The organism is Paraburkholderia heleia NBRC 101817 (genome assembly GCF_000739775.1).
Taxonomy (GTDB): domain Bacteria; phylum Pseudomonadota; class Gammaproteobacteria; order Burkholderiales; family Burkholderiaceae; genus Paraburkholderia; species Paraburkholderia heleia.
In genome coordinates this window covers 102,879-126,444 of record NZ_BBJH01000011.1, presented here as the reverse complement: position 1 = coordinate 126,444, position 23,566 = coordinate 102,879, and the positions used below count along the sequence as shown (strand labels likewise).

General features: G+C 61.5%; 18 protein-coding genes. 1 reads left to right on the top strand and 17 read right to left on the bottom strand.

What is annotated here, in order from left to right; all coding sequences use genetic code 11:
- Positions 1-353: 353 nt before the first annotated feature.
- The 6 genes from BHE01S_RS12035 to BHE01S_RS12010 all read right to left on the bottom strand — a co-directional run bounded on the left by BHE01S_RS12035 (position 354) and on the right by BHE01S_RS12010 (position 7,580).
- On the bottom strand, positions 354-1,001 hold the full coding sequence (locus BHE01S_RS12035) for a prolyl-tRNA synthetase associated domain-containing protein (RefSeq protein WP_084068770.1): 648 nt from the start codon (positions 999-1,001) through the stop codon (positions 354-356).
- Positions 922-2,337: an aspartate ammonia-lyase gene (locus BHE01S_RS12030; protein ID WP_042264113.1), complete on the bottom strand. Its 1,416-nt coding sequence runs from the start codon at positions 2,335-2,337 to the stop codon at positions 922-924. Before BHE01S_RS12030 ends, BHE01S_RS12035 begins: the two co-directional genes overlap by 80 nt.
- Positions 2,315-3,316: a LysR family transcriptional regulator gene (locus tag BHE01S_RS12025; RefSeq protein WP_042264110.1), complete on the bottom strand. Its 1,002-nt coding sequence runs from the start codon at positions 3,314-3,316 to the stop codon at positions 2,315-2,317. The genes BHE01S_RS12030 and BHE01S_RS12025 overlap by 23 nt, the downstream gene beginning before the upstream one ends.
- 62 nt (positions 3,317-3,378) lie before the next feature.
- Positions 3,379-4,767: an MFS transporter gene (locus BHE01S_RS12020; RefSeq protein WP_218000412.1), complete on the bottom strand. Its 1,389-nt coding sequence runs from the start codon at positions 4,765-4,767 to the stop codon at positions 3,379-3,381.
- A gap of 292 nt (positions 4,768-5,059) precedes the next feature.
- Positions 5,060-6,148: a type II asparaginase gene (locus BHE01S_RS12015; protein WP_281177752.1), complete on the bottom strand. Its 1,089-nt coding sequence runs from the start codon at positions 6,146-6,148 to the stop codon at positions 5,060-5,062.
- A 244-nt stretch (positions 6,149-6,392) separates the two neighbouring features.
- A complete protein-coding gene (locus BHE01S_RS12010; protein ID WP_042264178.1) occupies positions 6,393-7,580 on the bottom strand; it encodes an alpha-hydroxy acid oxidase in 1,188 nt (395 codons plus the stop codon).
- 84 nt (positions 7,581-7,664) lie between these two features.
- Here BHE01S_RS12010 and BHE01S_RS12005 point away from each other — a divergent pair, with 84 nt between their 5' ends.
- Positions 7,665-8,495 carry an IclR family transcriptional regulator gene (locus BHE01S_RS12005; RefSeq protein WP_042264104.1) on the top strand — a complete coding sequence of 277 codons (831 nt, stop codon included), beginning with the start codon at positions 7,665-7,667 and terminating at the stop codon, positions 8,493-8,495.
- 21 nt (positions 8,496-8,516) lie between these two features.
- Here BHE01S_RS12005 and dapA read toward each other — a convergent pair whose 3' ends face one another.
- From dapA to BHE01S_RS11950, 11 genes are all read right to left on the bottom strand, one after another.
- Positions 8,517-9,422, bottom strand: coding sequence for a 4-hydroxy-tetrahydrodipicolinate synthase (dapA, locus tag BHE01S_RS12000; RefSeq protein ID WP_042264101.1), 906 nt, complete (start codon positions 9,420-9,422; stop codon positions 8,517-8,519).
- A gap of 26 nt (positions 9,423-9,448) precedes the next feature.
- The gene (locus tag BHE01S_RS11995; RefSeq protein ID WP_042264099.1) at positions 9,449-11,251 is read right to left on the bottom strand and encodes an ABC transporter permease subunit; all 1,803 of its coding nucleotides are present in this window, start codon (positions 11,249-11,251) and stop codon (positions 9,449-9,451) included.
- Between the two features lie 3 nt (positions 11,252-11,254).
- Entirely contained in the window at positions 11,255-12,355 is a 1,101-nt protein-coding gene (locus BHE01S_RS11990; protein ID WP_042264176.1) for an ABC transporter ATP-binding protein, read from the bottom strand.
- 27 nt (positions 12,356-12,382) lie between these two features.
- Entirely contained in the window at positions 12,383-13,483 is a 1,101-nt protein-coding gene (locus BHE01S_RS11985) for an ABC transporter substrate-binding protein (protein ID WP_042264174.1), read from the bottom strand.
- Between the two features lie 94 nt (positions 13,484-13,577).
- Positions 13,578-15,005, bottom strand: coding sequence for an FAD-binding oxidoreductase (locus tag BHE01S_RS11980; protein WP_042264098.1), 1,428 nt, complete (start codon positions 15,003-15,005; stop codon positions 13,578-13,580).
- Positions 15,006-15,443: 438 nt separating this feature from the next.
- Positions 15,444-16,283, bottom strand: a complete 840-nt coding sequence (locus BHE01S_RS11975; RefSeq protein WP_042264097.1) for an IclR family transcriptional regulator — start codon at positions 16,281-16,283, stop codon at positions 15,444-15,446.
- Positions 16,284-16,395: 112 nt separating this feature from the next.
- The gene (locus BHE01S_RS11970; protein ID WP_042264096.1) at positions 16,396-17,937 is read right to left on the bottom strand and encodes an AMP-binding protein; all 1,542 of its coding nucleotides are present in this window, start codon (positions 17,935-17,937) and stop codon (positions 16,396-16,398) included.
- 28 nt (positions 17,938-17,965) lie between these two features.
- Positions 17,966-19,753, bottom strand: a complete 1,788-nt coding sequence (locus BHE01S_RS11965) for an ABC transporter permease subunit (protein ID WP_042264093.1) — start codon at positions 19,751-19,753, stop codon at positions 17,966-17,968.
- A gap of 21 nt (positions 19,754-19,774) precedes the next feature.
- Positions 19,775-20,830 carry an ABC transporter ATP-binding protein gene (locus tag BHE01S_RS11960; RefSeq protein ID WP_042264091.1) on the bottom strand — a complete coding sequence of 352 codons (1,056 nt, stop codon included), beginning with the start codon at positions 20,828-20,830 and terminating at the stop codon, positions 19,775-19,777.
- A 13-nt stretch (positions 20,831-20,843) separates the two neighbouring features.
- Positions 20,844-21,914, bottom strand: a complete 1,071-nt coding sequence (locus BHE01S_RS11955) for an ABC transporter substrate-binding protein (protein WP_042264089.1) — start codon at positions 21,912-21,914, stop codon at positions 20,844-20,846.
- Positions 21,915-21,954: 40 nt separating this feature from the next.
- Entirely contained in the window at positions 21,955-22,716 is a 762-nt protein-coding gene (locus BHE01S_RS11950) for an enoyl-CoA hydratase/isomerase family protein (protein WP_042264087.1), read from the bottom strand.
- Positions 22,717-23,566 lie beyond the last annotated feature (850 nt).

The window sequence follows — 23,566 nt, the reverse complement described above, 5'->3', positions numbered from 1 at the left end:
AAAAAATAGCGGGTCGGCGCGCTCGTGAACGCTTCTTTGACGCGTGGGATTGGTAGAGCGTGGAGCCCACCTGCCTTCAGAGGAGACTGAAAGCACTGACCCGTTTTTACTCAGCGTGGCTGCCTGATTCGGCGCAACGTTCCGCCGCTGCTAACTGTCGGCATCGCGCTTCAGCGACTTCGACGGTGTAACCTGTAGATCTCTCCGCTCCCGCCGCGCGCCTCGTTGCGATGCCCCATTAGCTGCCTGCAGGCATGGCGGTTCACTGAAAATGGCCATTCATTCCCGAATGGCGCGCACGACTCGATTTGCGCTCGCCTGCATTCCAATCGTTGCCGGCATGAGTTGGCGCTTCAAGCCGCCTGTCTCGCTTCGAGGGCATGCCACGACGGCGCGCGACCGATGCGCTGCAGAAAAACTTCGAGACTTTGCCTCGACAGCGCGATGGTCGCCGTGCTATCGAGCGGATGAAACAGAAAGACTCGTTCGTGCGCCAGGTCGTTGTCGATCACGAGATGAACACAATGAGCATGATCGTTGACCAAGGCGAGTGGACTCAACGATCCGGGCCGCACGCCAAGCAGATCGAAAAGGCGGTCGGCCGACGCGAACGACAGACGTTTGCTGTTCAGCGTCTTCGCAATCGCGGACAGGTCCAGCGATTTATGTGCGGTCGTGACGACGAGGTATAAGCCTCCCTGCTTGTCCTGTAGCAGAAGATTCTTGCAGCGTGCGCCGCCGAGAGAAAGCTCGAGTGCCCCGGATTCCGCCATGTTGAGCACCTGCTCGTGGTACTCGCATTCAAACGGCACGTCTTGCTGCGCGAGCAGCCTGAGCAGCCCGTCCCTTTGTATCATTTCCAGTGCACTCCAGAATATTGCAGAGGCCGGCCGTGACCTTGCGGGACCGGCCAGGAGCCGGTCAGCGCGGATCAAAAACTGGGTACGAGGCCATGTCGATTGCCGCCAGGGTGTCTTCGCGCGAAAGCAGGCCAGATTCATCGAGAATCTCCACCAGTGGCCGACCTTCCACAACCGACTGGCGCGCCAGCTTGCTGACACGAGCATACCCAAGTTTGGGCACGAGCGCCGTGGCCACAGCCATCGAATCCATCAGGTGCCGCTCATTGCATGCAACGTCCGCGGTGATGCCGGCAACACACTTCTGCGTGAACCTCTCGATGCCGTTGGTCAGCAGCGTGATGCTGTCGAACACGCGGGACGCCACCACAGGCTCGAAATGATTGATTTCGAGTTCGCCATACTGGACAGCCTGGGTCACTGCGACATCATTGCCGATAACCGCGAAACTCAGCTGGATCATGGCCATCGGCAGCACAGGGTTCACCTTGCCCGGCATGATCGAAGAGCCCGCCTGCGCCTCGGGAAGGCGTAGTTCCCCCAGGCCACCGACAGGTCCGGAGGACAGAACCGTCAGGTCCGATGCAATCTTCGCGAGGGATGCTGCGCAGGTGCGCAGCTCGCCCGAAACGCGCGAGAACACATCCATATTCTGCATTGCGTCGAACGGGTTCACCGGCGCGACATAGTCGACGCCCGCGATGTCAAAGAGGTGCCTGTAGACCGCGGATCGATATCCAGCGGGCGCGCCAAAACCCGTACCAATCGCCGTACCGCCGAGCGGCAGTGTCCGCAGCTTGTCTCGTACTGCCGTCAATTCTTCCGCGAGACGTCGCGCAAGCGAAGCGTAACCGCCGAAAAGCTGACCGAGACGCATCGGCTGCGCATCCTGCAGACAGGTACGACCGAGGTGGAGGACGTCGGCAAACTCGACGGCCCGGCTCTCGAACTGGCCGGCCAGCTTTTCTACTCCCCCAATAAGCGGTCCGAGCATCGCGTACGTCGCAATCTTCAGCGCAGCCGGATACACGTCGTTCGTGGACTGCGAGCGGTTGACATGGTCGTTGGGATGGATCACGTCATACGAGCCCGGGGCATGGCCCAAAAGCTGTTGCGCCCGATTGGCGATCACCTCATTGAAGTTCATGTTCGTGGAGGTTCCACCCGAGCCCTCGAGCAGATCGACGATCAGGGAATCACGAAACTTGCCTTCGATGATTTCCCGGCATGCCAGACTGATGGCATCGCATTGTTCCGGCGTAATCCCATCGGTGTCGCGATTCGCGAGCGCCGCCGCCCATTTGCACTGCGCAAAGGCCACCGCGAACGCCGGATAGTGTGCGATGCTGAGCGGCGAAACCGTCAGATTGTCGACACCTCTTGCCGAGTTGACACCATACAATTTTTCGATCGGAATATCGACTTCACCGACGTAATCGCGTTCGGTACGCGTTTCAGCTTTGGCTTGGCTGTTCATCTGAGTTCCTGTTTCCAGCATCAATCAGTTGTTCGATTTCCTGGCCGAGCGCTTTTTTCACGCGTGGCAGAAATGAGGTTTCGATAACTTCGGATGCGGTATCGCACGCATCCTCAAAAAAAGCACTGTATTCGTCCCGGCGCGCCACCAGGTACAGCGACCGCTCGAGGCCCAGCCGTTGGACAACATGGGCGGCCACCTGGTCTGCATAAGCCGCCCCCTGAAGCAGGCACATCGGCGAGGTCACCGCCCATCCGATGCCTTCTGCAACCATCGAAGTGAGCGCATCGGCGGTGTCGAGTTCGAGCCGGGTCGGCGCACGCACTTCGATCCGTCGCAGATAACGCTCGATCTGCATGCCGACCTGTGATTTGCGATTAAAGCGCACAATGGGCAACGCATTGGCCAATGCCCGGATGTCCTCGACGGTTCGGATCGCTTTGCGAAAATCCCGAGGCGTGATGACGAGGTACTTCTCGGAAAAAAGGCGGAACCGGACAATGTCGTTGGCATCTATCAGGGCGTCGCTCGTGACGATGAGATCCAGGTCGCGCCGCAGCAACGCCTCGCCTTGCTGCGGGCTCAATCCCGTGCGGATGGACAGTTGCGAGACCTTTCCCAGCAGCCGCTTCGTAAAAACCGAGCCGCATGTGGCCGCGAACGAGTCGACCAGTCCAATGCGCAGATCAGGCTTGATTCCCCGCCCCGCTTCGACAACCTGAGCCTTCAGATTGGCAATTTCCTCGCTGAGTACCGCGCCACGATTCCTCAACGCAATGCCGAACGGCGTCAACGCGAGGGGACGGGTCGTGCGATTGACCAGCACAACCCCCAGTTCGTCCTCCAGTTGGCGGATGATCTGCGAGACACCCGATTGGGAAATGCCCATGCGTGCGGCAGCCCCAGACATGCTGCCCTCCTCCGCGACTGCGACGAAGACCTGTACCGCGTACATATCAATTGGCTTGTTGGACGACATGATCGGCTCCCCCCGGTTTCGGTCAGCGAACGCTCCAGGCGGCGCCAATGCGCGTCGGACCGTCAGATGCCCGGATTTCCATTGCGATGGGCCGATGTATGCAGACTCGCGTTCTGGCCACCATCGACCGCCGGTTCATTGCTGCCGTGACCGGAACTCATATCCGAAAGACTCTCCTTGCCGGTTTCCGGTGCGAACAAATGGCAGAACACACCACCGAACAGCAGCACGGCCACGCACACGCCGAGCGCGGCGTGAATACCAACCTGTTGCACGGCCACGGGCAGAAGAAACGTGCTGATTGCCGACCCGAAGCGGCTGGAGGCCACAGCCAGCCCCACACCCGACGCCCGCAGATGGGTAGGGAAAAGCTCCGGCGGATAGATGAACTCGAGGTTCGCCGCGGCCGAGAGAATGCACGCGAAGAGCCCGAATGCGAGTATCGTGCCGAGCGGCCCGAATCCCGCGTACGCGAGCACTGCAAGCCCTATTGCAGCAAGATAGAAGCTGCCGACCAGAAATGCACGGCGCGAAAGCCTGTCTGCGATCAGCAGTCCAAAGATTGCTCCAGCGAGGAGCAGCACGTTATAAACGAGGCCGCCGACAAAGCCATCCTTGACCTGCAGGGCTTGCAGCACCTTCGGAGAAAACGTGCCGAGCGCAAAGTACGGAATGACCTGGCACGTGTAGAAAACGCAGCCAACCAGGGTATTCTTTCTCCAGCGCGCCGAGAACAGTTCCGACCAGGCGCCACGCTGGGGAGTGGCCGTCGGTGCACGCAGAATGGTCTCCGATCCGAATTTTGCACGGATGATTCCCAGTGCCTCATCCTTGCGGCCGCGTTTCATCAGCCACATCGGGGACTCGGGTACGCCGAGACGGAAAGGCAGGATCAACAGTGCCGGCAGTCCACTGGCGGCCAGCATGATCCGCCATGCGTCGGGACCGGTATTGCGAAGGGCAAAGCCTGCAAGGTACGCGCACACGTAACCCGCCGCCCATGCCGCCGCCAGAACACTCAGCAAACGGCCACGATAGCGGCGAGGCGCGAACTCCGTGACAAGCGATTTGCTCACGACATAGTCGGCGCCGAGAACGAGCCCCAGCAGTACGCGCAATACCAGCAGCTGGGCTGGCGACGTCACGAAATATTGCGCCGCGGATATCACGGCAAAGAGCAGCATGTCGAAGGCAAAGATGGTACGTCGGCCATAGCGGTCCGCCACGGGACCGGCAAACATGCTTCCAAAAAAGAGGCCGGCAAGAGACGCCGCACCGAGCGCCCCCATCCAGATCGCGTTCAGGTGGAGTGCGCCGGCGGCCATGCTCACGGCGATACCGATAATGCCCAGCACGAAACCGTCGCTGAACTGTCCGCCTGTACCGCTGAACGCCACGCGCAGGTGGAAACCACGCAGCGGAACATCCTCCATCAATATCTGCTTGCTCACTTTCGTCTCCTGAACTCTGGTTATCGGCGAGGCGCCTGCGTGCGCCTTCAGAAACCAGTGTAGGGAGTCAGAATCAATAAAACAGCATGTCGGACGACAGTATCAGCAACTCTGATTGTATGTCACACAGTGACTGAAGTAGCGGGCCGCAATGGATGCCAGGCGGGCTGCAATTCGAATTGGGGCGACTCGTTGGGGCGCCCTAAACGGCACACGGCGCGGCGGTGCCTCGCAGCACCGTCGCGCCGGAACAAATCGTCGCTGCACCGGCCTTCAGCCGGTGAAAAGCGACTCAGAACTCGTGAAGCATCGTCTGGATACTCGACGGATCCCTGGTCACGGTTAGCGCAAGCATCAGGAGAATGCGGGCCTTCTGTGGATTCAGGTCGTCGCCGAGAAGACCCACGTAGGCCGGATCCTCCGGTATGAATCCGCTCCCCGTACGAGAGGAGCGAACCACAATCACCCCCATGGCAATCGCGTTCTTGATTGAGGGAAGAGTAAGAAGCGATTCGCTGCCTGCTCCAACGCCCGCGACGACAATGCCCTTTGCGCCGTGCGCCACTGCGGCGTCATACATGAATCCGCCGTCGTTCTGGTAGCCGTAGACAATATCGACCTCCGGCAAGGCATCGAGCTTCGACACGTCAAATGGCGTCGATGTAGTGTGGCGCTTCAACACGGACGTCTCGAAGTGAGGCACCTCGTCCACCAGGGTGCCCAGGTAGCCTTCGTCGTTTCCCTTGAACGTATCCAGCGTGGTGCCATTGGTCTTCGTGGTGAACCGCGCCGAGCCGATCCGGTCGTTCAGGACGATCATCACGCCGCGGCCACGCGCCTGCGGCGAGGCGGCAACCGTGACGGCCTGCAGAAGATTGCTCGGGCCATCGGCACTGATGGCCGTTGACGGTCGCATCGAACCCGTGACTACGACGGGTTTGTCGCTCTTCACGACAAGATCGAGGAAATATGCGGTTTCTTCGAGCGTATCGGTGCCGTGGGTCACTACGACACCCGCGATGTCCGGCTGTGCGAGAAGCTGATTTACGCGCCTGGCCAGTTTCAGGAGGATATCGTTCGTGATGTTCTCACTTCCGACATTCGAAATCTGCTCACCGGACACCTGTGCAATCTTGCCCAGTGACGGCACCGATTTGAGAAGCGCATTAGCCGTCAGTACACCCGGCTTGTAGCCCGTCGTTTGCGTCTCACTCCCCGCGGTACCAGCGATCGTGCCGCCGGTTGCCAGTACCGCAACGTGGGGCAAGTCCCCGGGAGATGCGGATTGTGCCACGGCCGGCGCCACTGAAAACAGGCACATCGCAAGTCCGGCCAAAAGCCGGTGCAGGTAGTTGCTCATATGAGCAAGGTTGTCTCTCACGGAACGTCTCCAGATTGGAAGAGTGAAACGCTGGATAGCCATCTAGATGGCATATCGCTGAAGACGAGTGTAGTGACACATTCAGGAAATCAAATCACATAGTCATGGTCATTAGCGAAACTGATAGTTTGGTGTACGGAAAATGAAGATGCGTGCATTCACGGTGCGTGGTCAGGCCGCGGAACATGCCATCGATCTCGCATTCGAATCGTCGCGCTGCACTCACTACTCGATTGGCAAAGTCTTATAAAAAAGAATATGGACAGGAAGCCTGGCCTGATCTGACCAAAGCCGTCGCAGCCCTCCGCAGGCAATCTGGGTTCAGACTTGCGACGTCGGCCCGTCCGAGCAGCCTCATCGTTGTGTTCATTTCCGACTTCATTAGCGCAAGAACATGTGCGACGCCGTCCTTCCCGCTTGCAGCTAGCCCGTATAGCGGCGCGCGACCCAGAAGCACCGCTGTCGCGCCAAGTGCTACGGCCTTCACGACGTCCGTGCCGCGCCGCACGCCGCCATCGACAAAGATGCACAGGTCGCGCCCTACAGCCCGATGCACCTGTGTCAGGACGTCGAGCGGCGCGGGGGCTCCCGCTAGCTGTCTCCCACCGTGATTCGATAGCACGATGCCATGCGCACCCGCATCGCGTGCCAGCCTGGCATCCTCGACGTCCAGAATGCCTTTGATGACCACGCGCCCCCGCCAATGGCATCGTATCCAGTCAAGATCTCCCCACTGCAGCGCCAGGTCCATCTGCCGGCTGAGCAAGGCCGCGTGCCTGGCCAGGTTGTCGGTTTCGCCTACGCTTTTTGCGATATTGCGCAATTGCGGCACGCCGTGCCTCAGCATCTGGCACGACCAGCGCGGATGGCGAAGGCAGTCCAGCATCAATTTCGCTGTTGGTCTGAGCGGCAAGCGAAAGCCGTTGCGCAGGTCGTGATCGCGATTGCCGTGGACCGGCGTGTCGACGGTCAGGACAAGCGTGCTGAAGCCCGCTTCGCCCGCGCGCCGCATCATGTCTTCGGCAATTGCACGATCACGCTGCACATAAAGCTGAAGCCATAAATCTGCGTTCGGCGCCGCAGCGCGCACATCCTCCAGCAGCGACGTCGCCGCCGTGGACATCACGAACGGCAGGCCTGCTTCGGCTGCCGCCGCCGCAAGCAGTTCGTCCGCCCTCGGCCAGAACAGTCCGTTGAGCCCCGTGGGCCCGACCGCCATCGGCGCTGCGGCCTCGCGGCCCCAGATCGACGTAGTTTGCGAGCACGCCGATACATCCGTCATGACGCGCGGGCGAAATTGCCATCGTCGAAAGCTGTCGCACGCGGCGCGCATCGAATCGCCATCTTCAGCAGCGCCTTCGAGGTAATCCCAGGCGATCCGGGTAAGGCGCCGTCGAGCCGCCGTGCGGTAGTCGTCAACACAAGCAAACATGTCTGACCCAGTGAAAATGCGCGAGTAAAATAATTGCATTACAATTATCTCAATTGAAGCACCGCCGCATCGCTACCCACTTTCATGCCGAAAATCACCTCTGCATCTCCGGGCAAAACCGACACGACCCGAAAGTCCGAGCGTTCGTCCCTGTTCATCGGCTCGACCGAAAAGACGTTTCGCGTACTGCACGCCTTCGACGGACCGAGCCGTCACATGACGCTCAGTGACATCGCGCGCGTTGCCGATCTGGATCGCAGTGCCACTCAGCGGGTCGTCCATACGCTGGAAGAGCTCGGCTATCTCTATCGCGTGCCGGAGACCCGCAACTATGGCCTGACCTCGAAGGTCCTGCAGTTTTCGTATAACTACATACGCGCCAACGAACTGGTCGACAAGGCTTCGCCGTATCTTCTCGAAATTAGCCGGCAACTCGGCGAGACAACCAACCTTCAGGAACTCGACGGCAACGAGATCGTTTTCGTCGCACGCTTCCCCGGCCGCCATCTCGTCAACGTGGATATTGTCGTGGGCGCCCGGTTGCCTGCGATGTTCACCGCCTCTGGTACCGCAATTTTGTCCCGTCTGCCCGAGGCGCAGGTGAAGCGCATCCTGGCTCAGACACGCCTCGAGCCGATGACGCCGTACACGGAGATCAATCCCGAAAAGCTACTCGAGCGCATTCGGCTCGCTACGCACCGCGGCTATGTCGTCGTCGAGAACGAAACCGTTCTGGGCGATATCTCCGTGGCAGCGCCGATCACCGATCACGGTGGCACCGCCGTTGCCGCCGTCAATATCGCCGTGCCCACATCGCGCTGGTCTGTCGAGCGCGCGGAAGCCGAGCTCGCCAAACACATACAAGTCGCCGCGACCTCGATTTCGAAGTCACGGCTCTCCACGTTCCGCCGCTGATACTGACGGAGCCTCCTGTGCTTAAGTGCCTTGTTCGAACACGGCGAGCTGTTTCGTGAGTTCTGAACGCAGGCTCGCCGCGAGCGCTGCATCCGGCTTCACGAGCGGCGCAAGCATATGCGGTGCGTCGACGCCGATCAGATCCATCACCGCTTTCATCGGACCCGGGTTCGTTTCGGCGAAAGCGAGATTCATAAGTGGGATCAGTGACCGATGCAGCTCGATGGCGTCGGCGATACGACCGTCCGCGACGTGCCTCTGAATCTTGCGCCACGCCGTCGGCAACAGCGTCGCGGTTACGACGATGCCGCCGCGTGCCCCGGCCGCGAGGTGCATCGGGAATAGCGTGTCTTCGCCGCTCAGCACGGAGAACGATTTGTCCACGCCCGCCACCGTGCGCAGGAAATGCCACATGTCGGTGTTGCACGCCTTCATGCCGATAATCCGTTCGTGGCGCGACAGTTCGTGCAGCACTTCGGGCGCGATCGCGATACGCGTGCGGTAGGGAATTTCGTAGATCAGGATCGGCACCGGCGACTCGTCCGCATAGCGCAGGAAGTAGTCGCGAATGCCTTGCTGCGTCGGGTTCGTGTAATACGGCGTGAGGACGAGCAGGCCGTCCACGCCTGCTGCGGCAAATTCCTTGCCGGCCTGAAGCGCATCGTGATAGCCCGGGTCGAGTACGCCGGCAATGACCGGCACCTCGCCGTTCGTTTCCCTGACCGACAACTCCGCCATGCGGATACGTTCCGCACGGGCAAGCGCACCGTATTCGCCCGTGCCGCCCAGCGGCACCAGACCGTCTATGCCCTGCTTGAGCAGATAGCGCAGCAGTTTGTGCGCCGCCTCGACGTTAATCGTGTCATCCGGATGGACAGGTGTCGGAATCGCGGGCAGGATGCCGCGCAGATTTTGCGAAGTGATCATTCAATAAATCTCTCAGATGAAGCGTATCAGGAGGCGAGACTGCGGCGGCGCAGGCGGTCAGCGACCGTAATCAGCGCCGAAATGAAGACAAAGAGGCACGTCGATACCGCGGCGATCACCGGCGAGATCTGCATGGTGGTTTCGTCCCAGAACTGCTTTGGCAGCGTCGTGTTCAGACCGCCCGAGGCGAACAGGGCAATCGTCAGCTCGTCGAACGACGTGGCGAACGCGAACAGGAATGACGACATGAGACCCGCACCCAGAATCGGGAATGTCACCCGGCGCAGCGTCGTGAAGCGGCGCGCGCCCATGCTCTGCGCGGCGAGATCGAGACGCACGTCGTAGTTGCGCAGCACGGCCATCATCGTAATCACCACGTACGGCACAGCGACGACCGTATGCGCGAGCATCAGGCCGAACGACGAGCCGACGAGGCCAATGTGGGCAAAGAAGTAGAACACCCCGACGGCGAGAATCATGCGCGGCACGACGATCGGCGCGAGCACGAAGGCCAGCATCGTCGCATTCCACTTGAGGCCACCGCGCACGAGCAGGAACGCGACAGGCGTACCGATCGCCATCGACAGCACGCCAGTGCCCACGCCAACCGCCAGCGATCGCGTGACGGCCTGCATCCACAGCGGCGAATCCGCGACCTGCTGATACCACTGCAGCGAGAAACCGTGCGGCGGCCACGCAAGACCGGACAGCGAGTCGAACGATAGCGGAATCATGAGAAACGCCGGTGCGCTGAGGAAAATGAGGATCAGCCAGACAACCGCGCGCAGCGAGCGTTGCTTGCCGCCGCTCGCTCCGCGCCGCGGCGCCGGCAAGAAACGTAGCGCCATATCCGTCAGGTTACCGAGCCCGGTCAGCACCATGTCGCCCGCCTTGCGGCTCCATCGGCGGCCCTTCTGCGGCGCACCCGCGGCGGAGCTGCCGCCCGCCATCGTCGAGAGACCGACCATGCGATCGTAGACGATGAAGACCATCAGTACGACGACGAGCAGCAGCACGGAAATCGCTCCGGCAAAGCGCCAGTTCAACGCCTGCATCACCTGATCGATGATGAGCTGCGTGATCATCGTCTGGCGGCGACCGCCGAGCAACGTCGGCGTGATGAAGAAGCCGATCGCAGTGACGAACACCATCAGCGCCGACGAAGCCACACCCGGCAGCGAGAGTGGGAAATACACCTTCCAGAACACCGTGCCGGGACGCGCGCCGAGCGTCGACGCCGCGGTCGGCAAACGGCGGTCGATGTTTTCCATCACCGAGAGCATCGTGAGGATCGCGAGTGGCATCAATGCATGCACCATGCCAACGATCACGGCGGAGAGGTTGTAGAGCAGATTCAGTGGCTGATCGATGATGCCAAGATGCATCAGCGTCCAGTTGATGACACCGTTGCGCCCGAGCAGGACCACCCACGCAAACGTGCGCACGAGAAAGCTGGTCCAGAACGACAGCAGCACCCAGTACAGCACCTTGGTCTTCCGTTCGCGCGTGAGCGTCGAAATGAAGAACGCAACGGGATACGCAGTCAGCACGGAAAAGAACGTCGTGAGCAGCGAGATCTTGAGCGTCACCCACAGCACTTCGACGTAGACCGGCGACGCAAAGAGACGCCGGTACTCGGCGAGCGAGAAGCCGCTGTCATCGCGAATGCTCAGCAACAGCAGTTGTCCGACGGGATAGATCAAGAACACCGTCAGCAGCACGGCGATCGGCGCGAGCATTGCAGCCACGCGCAGCGCACGGCGCCAGCGCAACCGTTGAAAGCCCCTGCGAGCGGCCTCGGCGGGAACCGTGAGTGCGGAAGGATTCATGGCTTACTCCGCGATCGCAACGGTATCGGACGCAGACCAGCGCAGCCGTAGCGCCTGGCCGATCTGGTACTGCTCGCCAAGGCGATTGGTCGGGAACGCGGCGACCACTTCCGTGCCGCCGTTCGCGGGCTCGAGCGCCTGCAGATAGAGCTTCGTCATGCCGCCGGTCACCATGATGTCGGTGAGCCGCGCCTGCATCGACTCGGCGCGATCGGCAATGGTGTCGCTTGCATCCACATGGAGATTCTGCGGACGGATCATGATCCTGGCTTTACCGCCCGGGCGCAGACTGCCGTCATATGCCATTGCATGACCGCAATGACGGCCTCCGATGGCAATGCCAACGCGGTCGTCCTCGCGCGACTCCACTGTGGCGACGAGCAGATTTGACTCACCGAGGAAGTCGGCCACGAAAACATTCTTCGGGCGGAAGTACAGATCGGCCGGCGTACCGAGTTGCGCGATTGAGCCGGCGTTCATCAGGCAGATGCGATCGGACAGGGTCATCGCCTCTTCCTGATCGTGTGTCACGTAGACGATCGTCGTCCCGAGATCGCGGTGAATGCGCTTGATTTCCAGCTGCATATGATCTCGCAGCTTTTTGTCGAGTGCACCCAGCGGCTCGTCCATCAGGATGATAGACGGGCGATACACCATGCATCGTGCGAGCGCGATGCGCTGCTGCTGGCCGCCGGAGAGTTCGCGCGGATAACGTCCGGCCACATGCGGGAGGTGAACCATCTCGAGCGCTTCGGCGACGCGCTTGCGCGTCGCGCCCGCGTCCACCTTGCGCATCTGCAGCGGGAACGCGATGTTTTCAGCCACCGTCATGTGCGGGAACAACGCATAGTTCTGGAACACCATGCCGATGTCGCGTTCGTACGGTGCGCCGTAAGTGACGTCCGTGCCGTTGATGAGAACGCTGCCGCTATCGGGGTGCGCCAGTCCCGCGATCAGGCTGAGCAAGGTAGTCTTGCCTGATCCGCTTGGTCCGAGCAGGGTGAGAAATTCGCCCTGGACGACATCGAGATCCGTCGGGGCAAGCGCGACGAAATCACCGTAGCGTTTGCTGAGCCCCTGGATAGTAAGCTTGGTGGCTGCCATGGCTTCGAAATCCAAAGTGCGGAAAGATCAGGAAAGAATCCAGCCGTTGAATCGTTCCAGTGCCGTACTCTGGTTTTGAAGCCAGTACTTCGCATCGATATGGACACCGTTCTTCATATTGTCCGCGTAGGTCGGACAGTTTTTCGCGACTTCGGGCTTCACATAGTTAAAGGCTTCGGGAAGCGTAAGTCCCGCCGGGAAGTAGTTGACGAGTTCGGCCTGACGCTTCGGGTCGCTCGTGAACTTGATGAATTCACGGCAGGCGTTCGCATTGGGGGTGCCCTTCAGGATCGACCAGCTATCGCAGCCCCAGATGTTCTGGTTCCAGACGATGGCCACCGGCGCGCCGCTGGCCATCGCCGATTGCGCGCGCGACGCCCAGGTCGCGACCATCGCGACTTCGCCGGAGCCGAGCATCTGTTCGACCTGCGCGCCGGTTGTCCACCAGACATCGACGTGCTTCGAGATCTTGTCGAGGCTCGCAAACGCGTGGTCGAGATTGCAGGGATACACCTGCGCCGGCGGCACACCAGTAGCCATCAGCGCTTCTTCGATCGTGTCGAAGGGATACTTGCGCATGGAGCGGCGGCCGGGAAACTGGTCAACGTTCCAGAAATCCGCCCACGATGAGGGTGCCTTGCGGCCTTTGAAGGCATCGGTGCGATAAGCGAGGACCGTCGAATACACGTTCGTCCCGACGCCGAACGCAGACATATACTGGCTGGGAATCTTCGACACTGCCGGATCCGATTCGAGACCGTGACGCTCGAGATAGTCCTTGCCGCCGGACGTCAGCATCAGGATTGCCGGCTGGCTGATTTTCGCCATGTCCCAGGAGTAACTGCCGGCGTCCACCATGCTTTTGATCTGTGCCGTGGGCTCCGCATTCGCCTGAACGCCGATGACTTCGATGCCCGTCGCCTTCGTGAACGGCGCGTAGTAAACCGCGCTGTAGGCCTTGGTATAGATCCCGCCGTCGTCACGGACGACAATGCGTTTGTTCGCCGCACGCGCCGGAGTCCAGACAAATGGGAATGCCACTGACGCCATGCCAGCCGCTGCAACTTTCATCGCGCTCCGGCGTCCTGGATTCTCGATCGCGCATTGCCCGGATTTCTTCGACTTCATCGTGAACTCCAAAGTTTTGTACAACGTATTAATCGTGCAACGCAGCGACCCCTCTCTGGCGAGCCATCCTGCGTCTTGATCGAATCTGCCACACTCAGGGAATGAGGCGCCCCGGATTCATGATGTTTTCCGGATCCAGTGCCTGTTTGATGGCGCGCATGGTGGCCAGTTCGACCGGTGACTTGTAGTGCGCCATTTCCGCAAGCCCGGTTTGGCCGATGCCGTGCTCTGCGCTGAACGAGCCGCCAAGCCGATGCGCGACATCGTTGACCGCGCGGCGCAGCGCCTCGGCCATCGACCGTGCGTCGACAAGCGCCTGCCACGCGGGGAATGAGAACATGGGAATGAAATGGATGTTGCCGTCGCCCATGTGCCCGACGATCACGATGTCGAGCCCCGGCACGATTTGGCGCACAGCGTGCGTGGCGCCATCGATGAAAGCCGGGACGGCGGAAATCGGCACCGAACAGTCGGTCGTCAGACCGACACCCGCGCCCTTGTTCGCCTCGGTCACACTGTGGCGAACCTCCCAGAGGTTGGCGCGCTGCGTATCGCTCATGGCGATGATAGCGTCCTGGATTAAATTCGCTTCGGCCGCTTCTTCGAGCGTGCGCTGCAGAATGTCCTCCATCCCGGCGCCGTCGCGTGTGTCCGACAATTCGACCAGCACGTGCCATGCGTGAGGATCGGCCAGCGGGTTGCGGCGCTCCGGCACACGCTCGACTACGAGTTGCAATTGCCGTTCGTTCATCAGTTCATAGGCGCAAAGGCGCGACCCGCAGTTCGCCTGAAACATCTCGAAGACGCGCAAGGCCGCTTCAGGGTTGGCCGGGGCGAACCACGCGAGCGCATGATGCGTGGGCAGCGGATGGAGCTTGAGCGTCGCCGCCGTGATAATGCCGAGAGTGCCCTCCGCACCGATGAATACCTGCTTCAGATCGATTCCCGTATTGTCCTTGCGCAGGCCGCGCAGGCCGTTCCAGATGCTGCCGTCCGCCAGGACGACTTCCAGTCCCAGGACGTTGTCGCGCGTGTTGCCGTAGCGCAGTACGCTCGTGCCCCCCGCATTGGTTGAGATCGTCCCGCCAATCTGACAGGAACCCTCCCCGCCCAGGCTCACGGGGTACAGGCAGTTCAACACAGCCGCTTCGTCCTGCACGGTCTTCAGAATGCAGCCTGCTTCGACTTCAATCGAGCGATTGGCGGCGTCGACGACGCGGATGCGACGCATGCGCGAGAGACTCACGATTACCGGCGCCGGGCCTGTGGTGCGCGGGACCGCGCCGCCGCATAAACTCGTGTTGCCGCCTTGCGGCAGGACTGGAATTCGCTGTGCCGCGCATCGGCGCACGACGAATGCAACCTGCTCCGTCGAAGACGGATGTACGACACACAGCGCGCGGCCTTTGTATCGCCCGCGGAAGTCCTCGACGAAACCCGCCAGGTCCGCCTCGTCCGTCAGGACCGCATCGGCGCCCAACTCCGCTCGAAGTTCCGCGATCAGTCCGATCTCACCTTCCATGTCCCATTCCTCGCCAGGTTGCGCCGACTGCTGCCGGGTCGATTCATGCGGCCCAGAATAGCTCCGCCAAAATTGCAATGAAATGCTTTTAATTGCATTTCAATTACTTTGAGCGAATATTGGTAGAAGCACCTACGGATTGCGGGTTCAGTGGGTGCAATTTGTCCGCAAGCCTGTTGACAGAGCAGGTCAGTGGCGGACGGAATTGTTCCAGCTGAAGAAGAGATGACGCGACCGCTCGATCGCCGGGGTGAACCGCAACCCCGGCCACCGAATCGATAATGCAGACAGCATCTGCAATTTCGGCGTAGTCAGGACGTGCTTGATTAGAAGAGAAACATACACAGGGTCACGAGGCAAAACCGTGCCAGGGTTAGGCGCACCTAACCGGAAACATGCACGAAATGCGAAGGCACCCCGGGGCGGGTATCCGCAAGCTCACTCCGCACGGCGCTTCGAGGAAATCGCGGATGCCGTCGAGATCACCAGATCAGCGAAACGACGTTCGTCACGATCAGGCTGCCACCTGGACCGGGCCACGGCAATGTTGACCGCGCCGATCCCTCGCCCTCGCGTGTTGGTGATGGCCGCCGCCGTCGAAATGTCGCTCACGAAGTATTCGTCCTCGGTGTGAGCATAGCCCTGCTTGCGGATCTGCGCGATGCGCTCCCTGATCTTGCGCGGCTGGTACACCGTCGAAGCCGTATGAGCAACGAGATTGGTGCGCGAAAGGATGTCGTCGATCTCGCCGTCGTCGAGCGTCGCGAGAATCGCGAGGCCAGGCGCCGTGCAGTAAGCCGGCAAGCGCGAACCGGTAATGACGTGCGCGTTGAAGACATTACGGCTCACGATGCGCAGCACGAACACGATATCGGTGTCATCGAGAACGGTAAGATTGGTTGCCTCTTCGGTTTCCGAACCAAGTTGCTGAAGATACGGTGTCGCGCGGCTGACGAGTTCGTTCGAGGTCAGATAGTGATAGGTAAAGTCCAGCAGCCGCGGGGAAAGCTCGTACTTGCGGCTCTCTGGATCCTTGAGCAGATAGCCGAGCGTTGCCAGCGTGAAGGTGAAGCGCTGCGTTGCGCTCATGTCGAAGCCGGTGATCGCCGCGATTTCGGAGAGCGAAAGCTGCCGCTTGCTGCCGTCGAAGGCTGTGAGCACGGTCATCGCCTTCTCCACCGACTGCACGTAGAGCGACGACGCCGTGGGGTCGGCGGCGGCTCGCGTGGCCTCGCCAGCAGGGCGGCTTTTGCGGGTAAGTTTGGACGGCGCTGTCACGGCAATGGGATCGAAGTTGTATCTGGAATCAAGTATCGCATATAAATAACTTGCTATCTATATGCGATATCTTGCGATATTCCTCACACGCCGTCATGCACTCAGCCGGCAGTCACACCGCCGCTTCGCTCAAGCGATCCCACGCGTCGCCCAGTTCACGCGGGATCAGGTGTTTCCTGATACGCTCGCTTGGCGTCAACTCGAAGCGCTCGACCGCCCGATAGTAGCGCGGAAGCTGAAAACTGGCGAGTTGCGTGGTGGCCCATTCGTGCATGGCAGTCCAGTCGACCGGCTCGTCCTTGAACTGCACGTTCAGCAGGATCTCCTGCTCGCCGACTGATGAAGCCACGCCAATCGCCGCGCTCGCGCGCACCGCAGGATGCCCGGCGAATACCCGCTCGATCTCCCACGCCGATACGTTCTCGCCCCGCACGCGCATGCTGTCCGTTTTCCTGCCGATGAAGAACAGATCGCCGTCCGCATCGCGCCGCGCGCTGTCCCCGGTGTGGAGCTTGCCGTTGCGCAGCGCGGCGCGGCTCGCTGCCTCGTTCTCGAGGTAGCCTGGCAGGAACGCGCCCTCCACGCGGCTCGACAGCACGATTTCACCGGGTTCGTTTACGCCAACCGGATTGCCGTTTTCATCAAGAAGTTCCACGTCGAGCCACGGCAGGGCCTGCCCGATCGAACCCGGCTTGTCGTTCGTGTTCACGGTTGCGAAGCTCGAGCACTCGGTCATGCCGTAGCATTCACGCAGCCGCACCCGCAGGCGCGACTCCACCGCGTGCCACACGGCCGCGCTCACGCCCGCGCCCCATGCCACACGCAGCGTATGCCGCGCCGGCTGAGCCTCGAGTGGCAGTTGCATCAGGATATCGAGCACGCCGCCGAGATAGTGCAGTTGTGTCGCGCGCGCGCGCGCCACCTGCGCCCAGAACTGCGAAGCCGAAAAGCGCGGCACGACGTGCAGTTCGACCGCTTCGATAAACGGCAGCATCAGCATTTGCGCCCCGCCGATATGACATAGCGGCTCCCACAGCAGCAAACGGTCGCCCGGGCGCACGTCAGCCACCGTAAGTACGGCCTCACTCGCGATGCGCATCATCCGATGCGTGAATATCACACCTTTCGGCGCGCCTGTCGTGCCCGACGTATAAATGATGCAAAGCGGCGCATGCGGTTCAATGGTGGGTGACTCAATTTGCAGTGGGGCCGTAGCGGCCGAAAACGCGGGCAACGTCACAGGACGGGTTTCACCAAACTCGACTTCGCTCAGCACGGTGTCGAAATCCGGTTCGAATACGAAGCGCCTGGGTTTCGCGTGTCCGATCAGATAGTCGAGTCCCGCGCGGCGCAGCTTCGTGTTGACCGGCACCCATACGAGGCCGCTTACGATTAGCGCATAAATCAGGTGCACATGGCCCACCCCGTTGCCGAGCATGACAGCCACGCGATCGCCGGGCATGAGACCCTGCTCGCGGAACCAGCGCTGGAACTGCGCAATGCGTTGCGTGGCCTCGGCGGCGCTCACCGCGCAATCGTCGAAATGCAACAGCGGACGGTCGGCGTTGCCGCGCAGCCCCGCGAGCATGAGCGGAGCGCAATCGAGCGCGTCCAGCGCATGACGCTGGGCGAAATATTCCGGGTATGGATGCATGGATGAAAAATGGCTATGGATGTCCCGCTCAACGTGCATGACGCTTGAGCTGCGAGGAAATGAGCACCACCAGCGCAATCAGCACGACGAGCGTAGTCGAAACGGCTGCGAGCGTCGGCGTGATGGCCAGCTGGATGTCGTCCCACATCTGCTTCGGCAGTGTCGTGTTGATGCCACCGCTCACGAATATCGCGATCGTCAGGTCATCGAATGAAACGATGAAGGCGAACAGGAATGCAGCCGATAGGCTCGACATCAACAGCGGAATCACGATAGTCGCGATGCGGCGCAGCGGCGAAGCGCCCATGACGCGCGCGGCGTCGTCAAGGCACCAGTCGAACTGCCTGAAGCCCGCCGCCAGCGTGACCACCACATAGGGAATCGCGAGCACCGTATGGCCCACCACGAGCCCCGTATTCGTGCCGGTGAGGCCGAGCGTGCCGAACAGATAGAGCAGCCCCACGGCGATCACGATGCGTGGAACGATAAGCGGCGCGACGAGCAGCGCGAAAAGTGGCTTGCTCGCGCGCTGTGTCATGCGCGCCAACGCAAGCGTCGCGCCGAAGCCGAGCAGCAACGAAAGCAGAGCCGTGAAAAAGCCCACTTCGAATGAGCGTATCAGCGCGCTCTGCCACACCGGCGAATCGAGAAACGTGCCGAACCATTTGAGACTGAAAAGCCGCGGTGGGAACGCAATATAGTTGGCGCGCGTGAACGCATAAGGAATGACAGACAGCACGGGCACGACGAGCAAGGCGAGCACGGCGAACGTATAGACGCGCAGCGGACCGACGCCGGCGCCCAGTTCGAATGCGTGTCGCCGGGTGAAGCGGCGTCGCGCAAGCGGCGAGGCGATACGCCCTGCGGCCAGTAATAGTGCGAGTTTCAGGCCTCCCGTGCGCGCGCTGCGCCGGCGTTCGGAAATCTCGCCTGTCAGCGAGGAGAGCCCCACCACGCGATCGTAAATCAGGAAGATGCCGACCGCGCACACGAGCAGCACGATGGAAAGCGCGCCGGCGAAACGCATGTCGAAGAGGTCCAGCACCGATGAAATCACCAGCTGCGCGATCATCGTTTCCTTTGGCGTCCCAAGCAATGTGGGAACGATAAAGAATCCGAGGCTCGACACGAACACGAGCAGCCCCGCCGCCGCCACGCCGGGCGCAGAAAGCGGCAAAAACACCGTAAAGAAGCTCATGCCGCGCTCGGCGCCGAGCGTTTCGGCGGCCTGCGTCAGGCGCTCGTCGATACCTCGCATTACAGGCAGCATGGTCATCACAGCGAGCGGCAGCATCGCGTGCACCATGCCGATCAGCACCCCGGTCAACGAAGGCATCATGCCATTCGTCTCGCGCACGAGACCAAGCGCGAGCGCGATCGTGGAGAGCACACCGGTTTTCGAAAGCAGCAGCATCCACGCGTACGTTTTCACAAGGTAGCTGGTCCAGAATGGCAGCATGATCCAGAGGACCCAGCGCTCGCGCGAGCGTCCCGGCAACCCGCTCAGCAGATACGCCACCGGGTATCCGAGCGCCACCGACAACGCCGCGGTCATGAGCGAAATCGAAAAGGTGATCCACAGCACCTTCGCATAGACCGGCGTGTGCGCGATGCGGGCAAATTGCCCGAGGCCAAACGCGCCGTCCGCATCGAAAAGCCCGCCTTGCAGGATCTGGCCCACGGGCACGATGAAGAACACGAGCAGAAAAACCAGCGTGGGCGCAATCGGCAGTACGCGCAACAGGCCCGTGAGCCATCCGGCGCGGCGCGGCCGGCTGGCGATATGCGGCGGCTGCGCCTCCAGAGTCATCGTCATGTTCGTTCCTCTTGCGATGCCTTAAGCCGACAGCAACGTCGTGCGATGCGGGTCCCAGGTGAGTCCGACCGTGTCGCCGAGGCGCGGCGCGAGACTGCGCTCGCAGCGCACGTTGAGCGGGCTGCCGTCTGCGAGCGTCAGTTGCACGCGCGTATCACTACCGAAGAACACGATGTCCGAGATCGTGCCGTCGAAGTAGCCGCCCTTCTGCTCGACGAGACGTGGTGCTTCGGGCCGCACGAGCAGGCAGCGCTTGAGTCCCGGCTGCGCCGGCTCGGGTAGCGGCACACGTCCGCCGGCCGCGAGCAGGATCGCTTCGCCGCTGGGTCCGCGCGCGTGGTCGACGGCGCCCTCGAGCAGATTCGAATGTCCGATGAAGCCTGCCGCAAAGCGCGTGGCCGGACGATCGTAGAGATCCACCGGCGTGCCCACCTGTTCGATACGTGCCTGATTCATGAGGCAGATGCGGTCGGACAGCGTGAGCGCCTCGTCCTGATCGTGCGTAACGTAGACGAAGGTCGCGCCAAGTTCCCGGTGCAGGCGGCGGATCTCGACCTGCATATGCTCGCGCAGCTTCTTGTCGAGGGCGCCGAGAGGCTCGTCGAGGAGGATCACAGAAGGCCGGTAGGCAAAGCAGCGCGCGAGCGCAATGCGTTGCTGCTGGCCGCCCGAAAGCTCCTTAGGAAAGCGCTTCGCGTACTCGCCCATGCGCACCATGGCGAGCGCGCCGTCCACGGCCACGCGCGTGTCCTCGCGCGACTTGCGGCGCATGCGCAGGCCATAGGCCACGTTGTCCCACACACTCATATGCGGAAAGAGCGCGTAACTCTGGAACACCATGCCAATGCCGCGCTTGGCGGGCTCGACATACGTGACGTCGCGGCCGTCGATCTCGATGCGCCCCGCGCTCGGCTCGACGAGTCCCGAGATCATCTGCAGCAGCGTGGTCTTGCCCGAGCCCGAAGGACCGAGCAGGGTGAGAAATTCGCCGGCCTGCACCACGAGGTCCGTGGGCTCCAGCGCCACCGTCTCGCCGTAGCGCTTCGCAATGCCCACCGTTTCGAGTTTTGCGCTCATCGCCGCCGCTCCATCAGGAAATAATCCAGGTGTTGAAGCGCTCCGTCACCTTCTGGCGGTTTGTCTGCCACCATTGCGGGCTTGGCAGGCGCATGTCGCGCAGATTCCCGGGCGCGGTGGGGAGAATATCCGCGCGCGCCGCCGGAATCGATGCGAACGCGTCGCGATTGGTCGGACCGTACGCGAGCGTCCTGGTCAAGATTGCCTGGCGATGTGCGTCGGCACAGAAGCGCACGAACTGCTTTGCCATGTCCGCCCGCGGCGTACCCTTCGGAATGCCCCAGCCTTCCACCGAATAAAGCCCTTCGTTCCAGACGATCTGCACCGGCGCGCCGCCGTCGCGCGCGGCCTGGGCCCGACCGTTCCAGGTCGAGATCATGTCGACGTCGCCGCTCTGGATCGCCTGCATGGCCTGCGCGCCCGAGGTCCACCAGATGTTGACGTGAGGCTTGATCTTGTCGAGGCTGCGAAAAGCGCGATCGACGTCGAGCGGATAGAGCTTGTCGAGCGGCACCCCGTCGGCAAGCAGCGCCTGCTCCAGCGTGTCGATCGGACTGCGCCGCAGGCACCGACGGCCCGGAAAGCGCTTGACGTCCCAGAAGTCCGCCCACGACTTCGGCCCGTTCTGCGCGAACTTGTCCTGCCGATACGCGAGCACGGTCGCATACACGTCCACGCCGAGCCAGTCAGGCGTGATCGCGTTGGTGATGAGTTGCGGATAGTCGCTCGCCTTCAGGCCGATCGGCTCCAGAAAGTTGTTCGCCTGAAGATACGGAATATCGTCCGAGAGCGTCAGGATCGTGGCATCCCACATGTAGTTGCGCGTCTGCACCATGGCCGCAAACTGCGCGACTGGTTGCGACTCGCGCGCGACGCTCACCACCTTGATACCAGTGGCCTTCTCGAATGGATCGTAAAACGCACTGCGATAAGCGCCGGTGTACGGACCGCCCGGGTCCGACACGACGATCTGCTTGCCTTGCGCGAGTGCACCCACTGGCAGTGCGCCAGCGAAAGCCGCAAGGCCGGCCATGCCGGCGCCCTGCAGGATGCGGCGCCGCGCCGGGTTGAACTGTTGCGTCATGCCTGGACTCCCGTCTTGAATGAACTGAACGACTGTTGCGTTATTTCGCACGCGCGCGGAAGAACGCCTCCATCATGCGCGCGGGTTCTCCGGAGTCGTACGCCTCGCGCTGGATGCGCATGCCAGACTCAATCGCGTCGCGAAAGCCCGGCTCGGTCATCTCGCGAAAACGCTGCTTGTCGAGACGCATCGCCACGGGTGGCTTGGCCGCGAGATCGCTTGCGATTTCGAGCGCGCGCTTGAACACCTGATCGGCCGGCACGAGGTAATGAATGAGACCGATGCGATGACACTCGTCGGCGTCCATCAGGCGCCCCGTGAGCGTAAGTTCGATCGTGCGCGACATGCCGAGCATTTCGCTCATGATCCACGGCCCGGTCGTGCTCGCAATGCCCGCGTTGATTTCCGGCTGGCCCATTCGCACGCCCGCATGGCCCACGCGAATATCGCCGAGCAGCGCGACCTGGAAGGCCGAGCCTGCTGCTGTGCCGTTGAGCGCCATTACGAGCGGCTTCGTCAGGCCGCGCAGGACGGTGTAGTAACGCTGCCACTCCCTGACCCACGCCACCGCGCGCTCGCCGTCGAAGTCATGCGCCTCGGAGAGATCCTGCCCCGCCGAGAATGCACGGTCGCCCGCGCCAGTCATGACGATGGCCGCCACGCCGTCATCGTCATCGAACTGTTCGAGCGCCGTGATGATCTGTTCGCGCATCGGCGTGGTCCACGCATTGAGGCGCTCGGGCCGGTTCAGCGTGATGACCGCCACGCGGCCGTGATTCGACAACAGAATCTCTTCACTCATTAATTATCTCTATACGATAGTTGATGGTGCATATCAATATAGTCGTGTCAAAAAGCCAACGCAAGACGAAATCAGATGGGCGGGGGTTTACGAGAAGCCGCGACTAGTCGCCCGGCGCGTCATGGCGGGCGACTAGCGGTTTTGCGTTGTGGACGCCCGCACGGAAATCCTGCGCTGACACCGTCCCGTCCCGGCGTTTGCGCTTGGCCTTAACCGGTCAACCAGGTATCGAAGCGCTCGCTCACGGCCTTGCGGTGCTTGTCTCACCAGACGAGTTCCGGTTGACTTCCGGGCGGATATTGTTGGGAGCCTTTGGCAAGAGCACCGCGCGCGCCGGTTCAACGGAGTCGAACACCTTGCCGCAGGTTATTGGCGAGCGGCTTTGTGACGTCATAGCTCAGTGAGTGAAACCGGCCAGACAATCCAATATTCACCAATGCCGACCGAGGTTGCGGGAGCCGAAGGTTATGTCGAGCATGCCGCGGCCTTGGCTAACGATTGGAGCAAGATTTCGTTCCGAGACCACTACCGACGAGTTCTGCCTCTGATACTGAAGGCGCCTTCACGCATCCTCGACGTGGAGGCCGACATGGGCCGCGACGCTGCCGCATTGGCAGCGATGGGCACTCGCTGGTAGCGGTCGAGCCCGTCGCGAACTACGGGCTGCTGCGATCCACTTCTGTCCGGCTTCCAACTTCGGCTGGCTCGACGACAGTCTTCCAGCAGTCTGCCTCGTAACACGTTCAATGTTGCCATGGTTACTGCAGTACGGATGCAGCCCGACGAAGCCCAGCATCACCGAGGGATGGACACCCTCTCTGATCTGTTAGACGAAGGCGGCCTCGTCATC